The 12942-nt window shown below is 69.7% G+C and carries 12 protein-coding genes; 3 read left to right on the forward strand and 9 right to left on the reverse strand.

Going from position 1 to position 12942, the window contains the following annotated elements; translation table 11 throughout:
- Positions 1 to 8 precede the first annotated feature (8 nt).
- The 9 genes from SB816_RS14250 to SB816_RS14290 form a co-directional block, all read right to left on the reverse strand.
- Positions 9 to 416 (reverse strand): carboxymuconolactone decarboxylase family protein, encoded by a 408-nt coding sequence (locus SB816_RS14250; RefSeq protein WP_026384362.1) that lies wholly within the window; start codon positions 414 to 416, stop codon positions 9 to 11.
- A 110-nt stretch (positions 417 to 526) separates the two neighbouring features.
- Positions 527 to 2020, reverse strand: coding sequence for a M81 family metallopeptidase (locus tag SB816_RS14255; RefSeq protein WP_410547196.1), 1494 nt, complete (start codon positions 2018 to 2020; stop codon positions 527 to 529).
- Positions 2017 to 2670 (reverse strand): ANTAR domain-containing response regulator, encoded by a 654-nt coding sequence (locus tag SB816_RS14260; protein ID WP_372416324.1) that lies wholly within the window; start codon positions 2668 to 2670, stop codon positions 2017 to 2019. The genes SB816_RS14255 and SB816_RS14260 overlap by 4 nt, the downstream gene beginning before the upstream one ends.
- Before the next feature lie 2 nt (positions 2671 to 2672).
- Positions 2673 to 3833 (reverse strand): transporter substrate-binding domain-containing protein, encoded by a 1161-nt coding sequence (locus SB816_RS14265; protein ID WP_410547197.1) that lies wholly within the window; start codon positions 3831 to 3833, stop codon positions 2673 to 2675.
- Positions 3834 to 3886: 53 nt separating this feature from the next.
- Positions 3887 to 4597 carry an ABC transporter ATP-binding protein gene (locus tag SB816_RS14270; protein WP_026384366.1) on the reverse strand — a complete coding sequence of 237 codons (711 nt, stop codon included), beginning with the start codon at positions 4595 to 4597 and terminating at the stop codon, positions 3887 to 3889.
- A complete protein-coding gene (locus SB816_RS14275; RefSeq protein ID WP_336236128.1) occupies positions 4594 to 6495 on the reverse strand; it encodes a branched-chain amino acid ABC transporter ATP-binding protein/permease in 1902 nt (633 codons plus the stop codon). Before SB816_RS14275 ends, SB816_RS14270 begins: the two co-directional genes overlap by 4 nt.
- Entirely contained in the window at positions 6488 to 7321 is an 834-nt protein-coding gene (locus SB816_RS14280) for a branched-chain amino acid ABC transporter permease (protein WP_410547198.1), read from the reverse strand. The genes SB816_RS14275 and SB816_RS14280 overlap by 8 nt, the downstream gene beginning before the upstream one ends.
- 54 nt (positions 7322 to 7375) lie before the next feature.
- Positions 7376 to 8542: a substrate-binding protein gene (locus tag SB816_RS14285; protein ID WP_410547199.1), complete on the reverse strand. Its 1167-nt coding sequence runs from the start codon at positions 8540 to 8542 to the stop codon at positions 7376 to 7378.
- Positions 8543 to 8581: 39 nt separating this feature from the next.
- A complete protein-coding gene (locus tag SB816_RS14290) occupies positions 8582 to 9472 on the reverse strand; it encodes a nitrilase family protein (protein WP_116792273.1) in 891 nt (296 codons plus the stop codon).
- A gap of 264 nt (positions 9473 to 9736) precedes the next feature.
- On the opposite strand from SB816_RS14290, the gene SB816_RS14295 reads away from it, so the two are divergent.
- From SB816_RS14295 to SB816_RS14305, 3 genes are all read left to right on the forward strand, one after another.
- Positions 9737 to 10165 carry a VOC family protein gene (locus SB816_RS14295; protein WP_144658114.1) on the forward strand — a complete coding sequence of 143 codons (429 nt, stop codon included), beginning with the start codon at positions 9737 to 9739 and terminating at the stop codon, positions 10163 to 10165.
- A gap of 50 nt (positions 10166 to 10215) precedes the next feature.
- On the forward strand, positions 10216 to 11661 hold the full coding sequence (locus tag SB816_RS14300) for an MFS transporter (RefSeq protein WP_410547200.1): 1446 nt from the start codon (positions 10216 to 10218) through the stop codon (positions 11659 to 11661).
- A gap of 100 nt (positions 11662 to 11761) precedes the next feature.
- The gene (locus tag SB816_RS14305; RefSeq protein ID WP_410547201.1) at positions 11762 to 12937 is read left to right on the forward strand and encodes a low temperature requirement protein A; all 1176 of its coding nucleotides are present in this window, start codon (positions 11762 to 11764) and stop codon (positions 12935 to 12937) included.
- Positions 12938 to 12942: the final 5 nt, after the last annotated feature.

Consider the following 12942-nt stretch of genomic DNA (forward strand, 5'->3'; position numbering starts at 1 on the left):
GCGGCGCCCTACTTCACGGTGAAGGCGTCGTCGACGGGCACCTGCATGGCGGTGACCAGCGCGTTGGTCTGGGCGGCCATGCCGATGACGGCGAGCAGTTCGGCGTGCTGGCCGTCGGTCATGCCCTTGGCGCGGGCGGCGGCGGTGTGGGAATGGATACAGTAGCTGCAGCCGTTGGCCGTCGATACCGCGATGTAGATCATCTCGCGCACCAGGGGCGGGATTTCCCCGTCGGCCATCATGACCTGCTTGAGCTGCTCCCAGACCCGCTTGAGCTGGGGCGGATCGTTGGCCAGGGCGCGCCAGAAATTGTTGACGAAATCCGACTTGCGGGTGGCGCGGATGTCTTCGAACACCGCCCACGCCTCGGGGATCCTGCGCGCTTCTTCATCCGACAGCAGATGCACCGTAGCCATATGCCACTCCAACGGGTAAGGGGCCGGGCGGCGGCGTGCCGCCCGCGCAATGTCCCATTGAACTGGAAAGCCCGGCGCGGTTCAAGGCGCGGGGCGACATCCGCCCCACCCTACGCCGACATCTGCGCCGGCTTGAACGGATCGAGCGGATAGCGCGGCCGGTTGCGCCGCTGGTACGGGAATAGCGAGAAGTCCGAGCTGGTGACGCCGGGGCTGTCGCATTCGATCAGCGCGCACGAGATGGGCACGAACACCGGGCGGCAGTACATGCGCGACTTGACCAGGATGAAGCGGGCGGCGCGCGGGTCGATGCCCAGGCTCTCGAAAACGCCCAGGTCCCAGGGTTCGTGGGTGCGTTCGGTGATGACCAGTTGCGCGGCGCCGATGTCCAGCACGGCGCTGCGGCCCATGCAGGCGGTCTGGCCGGTGTAGGTGGGGCCGGTGATGACGTAGCTGCCGTCGGTGATGGCGCGCACCACGCCGGTCAGCGTCACCGGCGCGGCGGGCCGGCCGATGGCGGGGATGGGCAGCTTGTTGCCGACCGGCAGTTCGACCCGGGCGCCATGCCCGGCCGCGATCATGGCGGCGACCGCTTCGGGGTCGCAGTACAGGCCGGCGACGATGCCCGTCAGGCCGGCGTCGACGGCGGCGACCAGCACGTCCATCGTGTCGCAGGTGCCGCCGGACATGCAGTTGTCGCCGTGGTCCAGCAGCAGCACGGGACGGTCGGCGCCGCGCGCCAGGGCGGCGGCGCGTTCGAGCGAGGCGGCCAGGGGTTCGGCTTCGTAGACGAAGCCGTCGCGGTCGTCCCAGATGGCGGCGGCCAGGCCCGCGGCGACGCGCTCGGCGGCCTCGGCGTCGCCGGCGGCGACCACCACCACGCTCAGGCACGGGTCGGGGATGTCGGCCAGGGCGAAGCCGGCCAGCACCGACACGGCCAGCATGCCGCCGGCCTCGGCGCCGCGCGCGGCCTGCACGGCGCGGCGCATGGCGCCTTCGGCGGTGTTGCTGCGCAGGGTGTGGCTCATGAGCGGCAGGCGGCGCCAGGCCAGGCGCGGGCGCGGGCCACCCGCGAGCCAGTCGAACAGGAGGCGGCCGGCGTGCTCGCCGGTTTCGTACATGTCGACGTGCGGGTAGGTCTTGAAGCTGACGATGACGTCGGCGTTGTCGATCATCTTCTGGGTGACGTTGCCGTGCAGGTCCAGGGCGACGGCGATCGGCACGCCGGGGGCTTGCTGGCGCAGGCGTTCGAGCAGGTCGCCTTCGCCGTCGTCGGTGGTTTCGACGGCCATGGCGCCGTGCAGGTCCAGCAGCAGCGCATCGCAGCCGGCGGCGGCGGCGACGATGCGGTCGCACAGTTCACGATAGGCCTGGCCGTCGACGCGGCCGCTGGGATAGGCGGTGGCCGACACCGGCGTGACCAGCGTGGCGCCACGCGCCTCGGCCAGATCGATGAAGGCGGACATGGCGGTGCGCTTGCCGTGGTTCTCTTCGTAGGCGGCGCGGTCGTAGGTGGGGCCGTCGTTGCCGAAGGCGGACAGCGGCGTGGGCACCGGCGAAAAGGTGTTGGTCTCGTGGTTCATGCGGGCGATCATGACTTTCATGCCTTGCCTCCGTTGCTGCTGTTGTTCTGCGGGTCGGGGCGCGCGCCGCCCAGGCCCAGTTTTTCCATGGCTTCGCTGGCCTCGACGATCATGGCGGCGACCTCGGCCACGCTGACCCGCAGGCCGGTGGCGCGGGTCCGCATGTGTTCGTAGGCGGCGCGCTCGTCCAGGCGCTGGTGGTCCATCAGCACGCGGATCGCCTTTTCGATCACGCGGCGCGCCTTGATGGTGCTTTCCAGCTTGTCGATCTTGTTCTGCTGGCGCGTCTGGAACTGCTTGGCCGAGCGCGCCAGCACCAGGGTGCTGAGGATGCCGGCCGAGCGGAACGGCCGCGTCAGCACGCCGTGGGCGTTGGTCTTGAGCAGTTGCTTCAAGGTGGTGGGGGTTTCGTATTCGGATAGCGCGATCAGGGTGGCGTCGACCTCGCTGGCGGACCACGCGAACGAGTTCTGGCCGCATTGCGAGACCTGGAAGAACACCACGTCGGCGCCCGCCGGCGGTTTGTCGGGGAACGGCCAGACCAGGTGGATGCGGCAGCCGATGCGCTTGAGCTGTTCGACCAGCAGGTCGCGGTCTTCGCCGGGCGGATAGGCCACGGCGACGGCCACGCTGCGCAGGTCTTCGTAAAGGCGGCGGAGGCTATGGTCCATGATCACGCCAACCAGAACTCATCGAGACCGAAGGCCGTCAGGTAGGGGTCCGGCTTGACCGGTTCGCCGCTGGCCCAGACGATGTCGAAACGGCCGTCGGCGCGGCACACGCCGATGCGCGGGGTCAGCACGCTGTGGTTGTTTTCGGCCAGGATGGTCAGGCGGCCGCCGGGCGCGTCGAAACCCACCTGGTGCACCGCCTGCGCCAGCTTGCGCGTGTCCAGGCTGCCGGCGCGCTGCAGGGCGCGCGCGAACAGGTGCATCTGGCTGTAGCAGGCCTCGGCGTAGACGCTGGCCGGGCGGTCGCCGAAGCGGGCGCGCCAGCGCTCCAGGAAATGGGCGTTGGCGGACGAATCGACGGTATTGAAGTAGGTGGCGGCGGTGATGTGGCCGGCGCACAGGGCCGGGCCGATCTCGGCCACCTCGGATTCGGCCATGGTGAGGCTGGCGATGGGGATGTGCGGCGCGCCCGGGTCGGCCTCGCAGGCGGCGTGGTAGCGGCGGTAGAAGCGCTGGGCGTCGTCGCCGATCAGGGTGGAGAACACCACATCCGGCCTGATGCGGCGGATGTCGCGCACCACGTCGATGATCTCGCCTTCGTCGCAGCCCAGCGGCAGGTAGGTTTCGTCGAGGATCTCGCCGCCATGCTCCTCGACGGTGTCGCGCATGATGCGGTTGGTTTCGCGCGGGTAGATGTAGTCGGCGCCGACCAGGAAGATGCGCTTGCCGCAGTGCTGGATCAGGTAGGCGGCCAGTTGCATGCTGCCCTGGTTGGGCGCGGCGCCGGTGTAGATGATGTTGGGCGAATACTCGAAGCCTTCGTAGACCGAGGCATACCAGAGCAGCGCGTTGTTGCGCTCGACCACCGGCAGCATGGCCTTGCGGCAGTGCGAAGTGCAGCCGCCGAAGATCACGTTGACCTCGTCGTCCAGCAGCAGCCGCGCGGCCAGGCGGCGGTATTCCTCGGCGTCGCTGCGCGGGTCGTAGACCACCGGTTCCAGCGGCCGGCCCAGCACGCCGCCGAGCGCGTTGATTTCCTCGACCGCCAGCACGGTGCCGAAGAAGTGCTGCGATTCGGTGGTGCCGGTCACGCCGCTGCGCGAATACAGCACGCCGATGCGCCATCCCGGCGTGGCGGCGTCCCTGTCAGTGCGGGAGGTCATAGGGGCTTCCTTCTGCAAGATCGTGGCCGGCGCGCCGCGGGCGCCGGGACGGTTCATACCTTCAAGTGGTCCATGATATGGCCGGCGGCCCCGGGCGCGCCAGCCTCGCCCTGGTCGACGATGGCGCCCTGCTTGAGCACCAGGTAGCGGTCGGCCACGTCCAGCGCGAAGGCCACGTTCTGTTCGACGATGAACATGGAGGTGCCGCGCCGCTCGCGTTCCCAGTTGAGCGCCCGGCCCAGCCGCTCGATCACCGAGGGCTGCAGGCCTTCGGTGATCTCGTCCAGCAGCAACAGGGCCGGCCGCTGCATCAGGCCGCGCGCCACCAGCAGCATCTTCTGCTCGCCGCCCGACAGGGTGCCCGCATGCTGGCGCAGGCGGCTGGCGAAGACCGGGAACAGGTCGGCGATCTCGCCGAAGCGTTCGTCGAACAGGCGGTCGTTGGGCAGGCCCAGGCGCAGGTTGTCGCGGATGTTCAGGTCGGGGAACAGCGGCTGGTCCTGCGCCGCGTAGGCCACGCCGCGGCGCGCGACTTCGTGCGGCCGCAGGCGGGTGGCGTCGACGCCGCCCAGGCTGACGGTGCCGCGCAGCTTGGGCAGGTAGCCCATGACCGTCTTGAGCAGCGTGCTCTTGCCCATGCCGTTCTTGCCCAGCAGCGCCACGCAGGCGCCGCCGGCCACCGACAGCGAGATGTCGTTCAGCACTACGGCGCCTTTGTAGCCGCTGGCGACGTTTTCCAGGCGCAAGGCCGGGGCGGCGTTCATGGTTGGGCTCCTTCGGGCGGGATGGACGGGGTTGCGGATTGGGCGCCTTGCTGCGCGGGTGGCTCAGTGGCTTGCCGACTAGCTTGCCGGGTGGCTTGCGCGGTCTTGTTCGCGGCCGGCGCATTGCCGGCGTAGATGGTGCGCACCAGTTCGGATTCGGCTACTTCGCGGAAGCTGCCGTCCATGACGATGCGGCCCTGGTGCAGCACGATGATGCGGGTGGCCACCTCGGCCACGAAGTCCAGGTCGTGCTCGACCAGCAGGCAGCACAGGCCGTGGGTATGGGCCAGGGCCGACAGCACCTGGCCGATGCGGGCGCGTTCGTCCTTGCTGAGACCCGCAGTGGGTTCGTCCAGCAGCACCACGCGCGGCTCCAGCGCCAGCACCATGGCCAGTTCCAGCGCCTGCTGCTGGCCATGCGACAGGTCGCGCGCCACGCGGTCGAGTTGCTGGTCCAGGCCGGTCATGCGCAGCACCTCCAGCGCGTAGGCCGGCAGCGCCAAGACGGGCGCGCGGCGTCGCCATGACGGGCGCTCGCGCAGCGTGGTGGCGATGCGCAGGCTTTCGGCCACGGTCAGCGTGTCGAAGATGTTGGCGTTCTGGAACTTGCGGCCCAGGCCGTAGCGCACGCACTGCTCCGGCCCGTCGCGCCTGACGGCGTGGCCGCAGAGTTCGACCGTGCCCTCGCTGCGCTCGGCGCCGTCGGCGATGCAGCGCATCAGCGTGGTCTTGCCGGCGCCGTTGGGACCGATCAGGCCCAGCAGTTCGCCGCCGCGCGCCCGCAGGTCGATGCCTTCCAGCACCTTGAGGCTGCCGAAGCGCTTGGCCACGCCGGCCAGGCCCAGGCCGCTTTCGGCGGCGGCCTGGGCCGGCGCGCGCGCCACCAATTCCGGCACCGGCGCCGGCCGCCGGCGGCGCCACGGCGCCAGCAGTAACGGCAGCAGCCCGCGCGGCAGCAGCAGGATCACCAGGATGAAGGTCACGCCCAGCACCAATTGGTACAGGAACGGCATGTTGCCGCTGAGGTACGAGCCGGCCACGTTGATCAGCACGGCGCCCAGGACCGGCCCCCAGACCGTGCCGCGTCCGCCCAGCGCCACCCAGATGATGAGTTCGGTGCCGAACACGAAGCCGGTCAGTTCCGGCGCCACCACGCCGCTGAAGGCGCCGTAGCCGAAGCCCGCCAGGCTGGCGACCGCGCCGCACACCACCAGCAGCGCGATGCGCCAGTGCGCGGTGTTCAGGCCCAGGTAGCTGCAGCGGCCCTCGTTGTCGCGCAGCGCGGCCAGGATGCGGCCGCCGTCGCTGCGCACCGCGACCCAGGCCAGCAGCGCCACGATCGACAGGCCGCCGGCGGCGATGACGTACCAGGCCTCCAGCGACAGGTCGAAGGTGTCGTAGCCGGTCAGGCCGGACGACGAACCGGTGTAGGTGCCGCCCGACAGCGCCACCTGGGTCAGCACGATGGGCAATACCAGCGAGATCACGGTGGCGAAGAACGGCGAGGCGCCGCGATAGAACGACAGCCAGCCGGTGGCCAGCGCCAGCAGCATCGCCGCGCCCACCGCCACCAGCGCGGCCGCGAGCGCGATGCCCGGCGAGAAGCCGTAGTGCGTGAAGGCCAGTCCGGCGGCATAGGCGCCGACCCCGAAGAAGGCCGACTGTCCGAAGGTCAGGTAGCCGGTGTAGCCCCACAGGATATCGACCGTGACCGCCGCCACGGCGAAGAACAGCGCCTTGATGAGCACGTTCAGCAGGTAGGTGTCGAACAGCCAGGGGCCGGCCACGGTCAGCGCCAGGCAGGCGATGGCCAGCCACAGCAGGTCGCGCCCGCGGGCGGCGCGGCGCGGGTCGGCGCGGGTCGCCAGCGCCGGTTGCGCAAGGGACGAATCAGTCATGGGCGAATCCTTTGGGACGCAGGCGCAGGGTCAGGGCCGCAAGCACCGCGATGGTGACGCCGCCCAGGATCGGGCTGATGAACACGCCCACCAGCACCTGGCAGGCGCCATAGACCAGGCAGGTCAGGAGCAGCGCGGTGATCGAGTTGCCCGACACCATCACCAGCATGAAGGCGCTGACCAGCCACGGCAGCCCCATGTTCGGATCGACGCTGGACAGCGGCGTGATGAGCGCGCCGGCCAGCGCCCCCAGCCCCGCGCCGAGCGCGAAGGTCGTGAAGCGGATGCGTTCGGCGTTGATGCCCAGGCCGCGCGCCAGGTCCTCGTTCATGATGACGGCGCGGGTCCGCACGCCAAAGCGCGTGCCGTTCAGCAGCAGCGTCAGCGCCACGTACAGCAGCAGCGCGCCCGGCACCAGGAACAGCCGATAGGCCGAGTATTCGGTGCCCAGGAACGGCACCGCGCCCTGGATCGGCGCATCGGCGAACTGCACCTCGCGGCCGAAGGCCATGGTGATGAGTTGGCCGATCACGATGCCCAGGCCCCAGGTCGCCAGGATAGCGTCCAGCGGCCGCTTGTACAGCGGCTGCACGATCAGGCGCTCGACCAGCATGCCCACCAGCCCCCCCGCCGCCAGCGCGCACGGCAGCGCCAGCCACGGGTCCAGCCCCAGCCGCGTCACCACCAGGGCGGCGTAGCTGCCCAGTGTGATGATGGCGCCGTGGGCGAAATTGACGATCTTCATCACGCCGAAAATGATCATCAGCCCGGCCGTCACGATGAACAGCATGGCGGCCGTGCTCAGGATGTCCAGCATCAAACCCATTGTGTTCTCCTGCGCCGCCAGCGAACCGGCGGCGCGCAGGGGTGGCTTACCGCGTTACTTCAGGTCGGGGCATTGCGCGCCCGGATCGACCTGGTCGAAGGTCTGCAGGATCTTGATGGAGCCGTCCGGCTGCACCTGGCCCAGCCGCATGGTCAGGGCGGCGTGGCGCTGGCGGTCCATCTTGACCGGGCCGCGCGGGCCGTCGAACGACACTTCGCTCAGCGCCTGCACCACCTTCTGCGGATCGAGGCTGCCGGCCTTCTCGACCGCCGCCTTGTACAGGAAGAAGGCTTCGTACTGCGGGCCCGAGAACTCGTTGGCGGTCTTGGCGTCGGCGCCGAACTTGGCCTTCAGGCCGTCGAGGAACTTGCGGTTCTGCGGCGTATCGATGCTGGTCAGGTACGAGGCCGACAGGTACATGCCGACCGCCGTGTCGCCCATGGTCTTGGCGGTGGCTTCGTCGATCGCCAGGTTGCCGTAGGGCATGTTCAGGCCGGCCGCCTTGACCTGCTTGGCCAGGCTGACGTTGGGTCCGCCGCCGGCGGTGGAGCTGATCAGCGCGTCCGGGTTGGCCGAGCGGATCTTCGAGACCACCGGCGTCCAGTCGGAGCCGTCGATGGGCAGGTATTCCTCGCCCACCACGCGCCCGCCCTGCTTCTCGATGTATTCGCGGGTGAACTTGAGCATGCCGCGGCCGAAGGCGTAGTCGCTGCCGACCAGGAAGAAGGTCTTGGCGCCGCGTTCCTTCATGAAGTGGTCCACCACCGGCGCCACCTGCTGCTCGGGCACCCAGCCGTTGACGTGCATCCAGCGGTTGCACGAGCGGCCTTCGTAGAACGAGGTGTAGATGTACGGCACCTTGCCGCGCGAGACGATGGGCAGCGCGGCGTTGCGCGCCGCGCTGGTTTCCATGGCGATGATGGCGTCCACCTTCTTCTGGAACACCAGCGTGTCGTAGGCCTTCTGCGCGCCGACCGCGCCCGAGGCGTCGTCGGCGATCTCCAGCACCACCTGGCGGCCGAGGATGCCGCCGGCGGCGTTGATTTCATCGGCGGCCAGTTGCGAGGCCTGCACCACGCCGGGCGCGACCACGCTGTTGGCGCCGGACAGGCCGACCGGCACGCCGATGCGCAAAGGGTCGGCGGCGTGCGCGCCCGCCGCGCCGGTCAGCGCGGCGATGAAGGAAAGTCGGATGAGGAAGCTGCAAGTGGGTTTTTTCATGGGGATTTCTCCTTGGGGGCCGGCTGTCCGCCGTTGTAGTCAACGCTGCCGCGGCGCCTCGGCGGCGCCCAGCAGTTCGTCGTAAAGGTCGCGGCGCCGATCGCGCAGCACGTGGTTGAAGTCGTTCAATTGCCGCGCGCGGCGCGAGGCGGCCAGGTCCACCGGCGCCACCAGCACCTCTTCGCGGTCGTGGCTGGCGGGGCCGGCCACGGTCCAGCCCTGCGAGCCGACGATCAGGCTGCGGCCGACGAAGGGCTGGCCGCGCTCGACGCCGACCCGGTCGGCGCACACCAGCGTCAGGCCGTTGCTGTGGGCGCCGGCCGCCGCCAGCGCGTGCGCCATGGCCGGGCCGTCGGGCGTCTGCCCGGGCATCGGCACCCAGTTGGTCGGCACCGCGACGATGTCGGCGCCGCGCAGCGCCAGCAGGCGGTAGACCTCGGGGAACCAGCCGTCGTAGCAGATCGCCACGCCCAGCCGGCCGAATTCGGTATGGAACACCGGCAGGCCCAGGTCGCCCGGCTCGAAGAACAGGTTCTCGTCGCCCCACAGGTGCAGCTTGCGGTAGGTGCCCAGGTAGCCGTCGGGGCCGGCGATGATGGCGGCGTTGTACAGCCTGCCGCCGCTGCGCTCGGCGATGCCGGCCACCAGGTAGATGCCCAGGCGTTGCGCCAGCGCGATCCAGGCCTGCGAGCTGGGGCCGTCGGGCACGCTTTCGGCCAGGGCGTGGGCCTCCTGGCGGCTGGCGAACACGTAGCCGGTGTTGGCCAGTTCGGGCAGCACCACCAGCCGCGCGCCCTGCGCGGCGGCCTGCTCGACCAGTTCGATGGAACGGGCCACGTTGGCGGCAACCTCGCCCATGACGGGGGCCGTCTGCACACTGGCCACGTGGATCGCGGACGCGGCGGCGTCCGGCGGCGGTGATACTTGCATGCGATCTCCCTGCAACGTTTCGGAAAACAAAAAAGCCCCCGACCACGCATCGCGTGTGAGTCGGGGGCTTCTATAGCCAGACGAAGGTTCGGGCAGCAATCATTGCTGCGGGGCACTGCCGCGCCAAGCCGTGCCGGCGCGTGCGGATCAGTCCTGATCCTGTGGCGAATCATAGGGATGCGCGCGGACCGGCGGCAATAAGAGGTTTCCCGGACGGCGCCATGGGTGCGAGAATCAGGGTCGGCCATCAAGGAGGAACCCGCCATGCCCCAACTTTCCGCCTACCTCAGTTTCGACGGCAACTGCGCCGAGGCCATGCGTTTCTACGAGCGCGTGCTGGGCGGCCGCGTCGAGGCCATGGTGCGCTACGCGGATGCGCCCGCCGATGCCGCCATGCCGGCGCTGTCGACCGAAGAATCCGAACGCATCATGTACGCCCGCCTGGCGCTGGACGAACAGGTGCTGATGGCCAGCGACGCCACCGCCGGCCATCCCTACCCCGGCAAGCAGGGCATGGCGCTGTCACTGGCCTACCCCACGGTCTCGGACGCGCAACGCGTGTTCGATCTGTTGGCAGAGGGCGGCAGCGTTACCATGCCGCTCCAGAAAACCTTCTGGGCCGAAGCCTATGGCGCGCTGATCGACCGCTACGACACGCGGTGGATGATCAGCGGCGGGCGGCTCAGCCACTGACAACCCCACTGACAACCGAATCCGCCACAAGCGGATGGAGCGAGACATCCATGACGCATGGCATACAGGGCAGGCAACGCTGGTGGGCACTGATCGTGCTATGCCTGGGCGTCTTGATGATCGTGCTGGACACCACCATCGTCAACGTCGCCCTGCCCTCGATCCGCGAAGACCTGCATTTCACCGAAACCTCGCTGGTGTGGGTGGTGAACGCCTACATGCTGACCTTCGGCGGCTTCCTGCTGCTGGGCGGGCGGCTGGGCGATCTGCTCGGCCACCGGCGCATGTTCCTGGCGGGCCTGGTGCTGTTCACGGTGGCCTCGCTGGCCTGTGGGCTGGCGCGGGGCCAGGGGCTGCTGATCGCCGCGCGCGCGGCCCAGGGGCTGGGCGGCGCGGTGGTGTCGGCGGTGTCGCTGTCGCTCATCATGAACCTGTTCACCGAGGCCGGCGAACGCGCCCGCGCCATGGGCGTGTACGGCTTCGTCTGTGCGGGCGGCGGCAGCCTGGGCGTGCTGCTGGGCGGGCTGCTGACCAGCAAGCTGTCGTGGCACTGGATCTTCCTGGTCAACATTCCGATCGGCGTGGCCGTCTACGCGCTGTGCCTGCGGCTGCTGCCGGCGGCGCGCGGCGCGGCCGGTGGCGGCAAGCTGGACGTGGCCGGCGCGCTGACGGTCACCGCGTCGCTGATGCTGGCGGTGTACGCCGTGGTCAACGGCAACGAGGCCGGCTGGACCTCGGCGCAGTCGCTCGGCCTGCTGGGCGCGGCCGCGCTGCTGATGGCGCTGTTCCTGGCGATCGAGGCGCGCGTGGCCGAACCGCTGATGCCGCTGGCGCTGTTCCGCCTGCGCAACGTGGCCACCGCCAACGTGGTCGGCGTGCTGTGGGCCGCGGGCATGTTCGCGTGGTTCTTCGTCTCGGCCCTGTACATGCAGTTGGTGCTGGGCTATGACGCCATGCAGGTGGGGCTGGCGTTCCTGCCCGCCAACCTGATCATGGCGGCGTTCTCGCTGGGGCTGTCGGCCAAGCTGGTGATGCGTTTTGGCATCCGCGGGCCGCTGGCCACCGGGCTGCTGTTGGCGGCGCTGGGGCTGGCGCTGTTCGCGCGCGCCCCGGTCGACGGCCACTTCGCGGCGGACGTGCTGCCCGGCATGCTGCTGCTGGGCCTGGGCGCGGGCATCGCCTTCAACCCGATGCTGCTGGCCGCCATGAGCGACGTCGAGCCGAGCCAGTCGGGCCTGGCGTCCGGCGTGGTCAACACCGCCTTCATGATGGGCGGCGCGCTGGGGCTGGCGGTGCTGGCCAGCCTGGCCGCGGCGCGCACGGCGGCGCTGGCCGGCGCCGGCGCGGCCCCGGTGGCGGCGCTGGCGGGCGGCTACCGCGTGACCTTCCTGGCGGGCGCGGTGATCGCGGCCGTGGCGGCGGCGCTGGCCGCCGCGCTGGTGCGCTCGCGCAACCGCGAGCTGGGCGGACACGGCGACGCGCCGGCCGGCCACTGAGGCGTCGCGGGCGCGCCACGTCTTTTGAATTCTTTACGATTGGACGGCAAGGCCGGGAGTAATCTGGCGACGCCCCCTCCACCGGACAAGAAGCGCCGCCATGCCATTTCTCGCCAGCGCCCATCTGCTGCGTCACCGCGACGGCCATGAGGCCCGTGTCACCTTCGTCGAGCTGTTCTTCGACCTGGTCTACGTCTTCGCGGTCACTCAACTATCCCACAGCCTGCTGCACGACCTGACCCTGATGGGCGCGGTGCACACGCTGGTGCTGTGGTTCGCGGTGTGGCTGGGCTGGCAATACACCTGCTGGGTCACCAACTGGTTCGATCCCGACGCGCTACCGATGCGGCTGATGCTGTTCGGCGTGATGCTGCTAGGGCTGGTGGCCGCCGCCGTGCTGCCCGGCGCCTTCGGCGAAAAGGGGCTGATCTTCGCGATCTGCTACGTGCTGATCCAGGTGGGCCGCACGCTGTTCGTGGTGCTGCACCTGGGGCCGTCGCATCCGCTGGCGCCGAATTTCCGCCGCATGCTGGGCTGGCTGTGCATTTCGGCGGTGTTCTGGATCGCCGGCGGATTGGCCTCGGGCGACACGCGGCTGGCGTTGTGGATCGTGGCGGTGGCCTGCGAGTATTTTTCGCCCATGGCCGGCTTCTGGCTGCCGGGCCTGGGCCGTTCCACCACCCGCGAATGGACCATCGAGGGCGGCCACCTGGCCGAGCGCTGCCAGTTGTTCGTGATCGTGGCCCTGGGCGAGACGCTGCTGATCACCGGCGCGACGCTGGGCGAGCATCCGCACTGGGACATCCCTACCCTGATCGCGCTGCTGGCCGCGTTCCTGGGCACGGCGGCGATGTGGTGGGTGTATTTCGACACCAGCAGCAAGGACGGCAGCGAGGCCATCGCGCACCACGCCGATCCGGGCCGGGTCGGGGCCTACTTCCATTACGTGCACGTGATCCTGATCGCGGGCGTGATCGTCTCGGCAGTGGCCAACGAACTGGTCATCCTGCACCCGGACGGCCGCATCGTCACGGCGGCGGCCGCCGCGCTGCTCGGCGGCCCGGCGTTGTACCTGCTGGGCAACGGCATCTACAAGACAGTGGTGTATGGCCGCTTCCCGCTGTCACATGTGGTGGGCCTCGCGCTGCTGGCCATCCTGGCGCCGATCGCGTTCGTCACCGACAACCTGATGGTGGGCGGCCTGACGACGCTGATCATGATGCTGGTGGCCGGGTGGGAAAGCGTGTCGCGGCGGCGGATGCGAGTGGCGCACTAGAGCGG

The organism is Achromobacter sp. SIMBA_011, assembly GCF_046535435.1.
GTDB classification, from domain to species: Bacteria; Pseudomonadota; Gammaproteobacteria; order Burkholderiales; family Burkholderiaceae_B; genus Achromobacter; species Achromobacter dolens.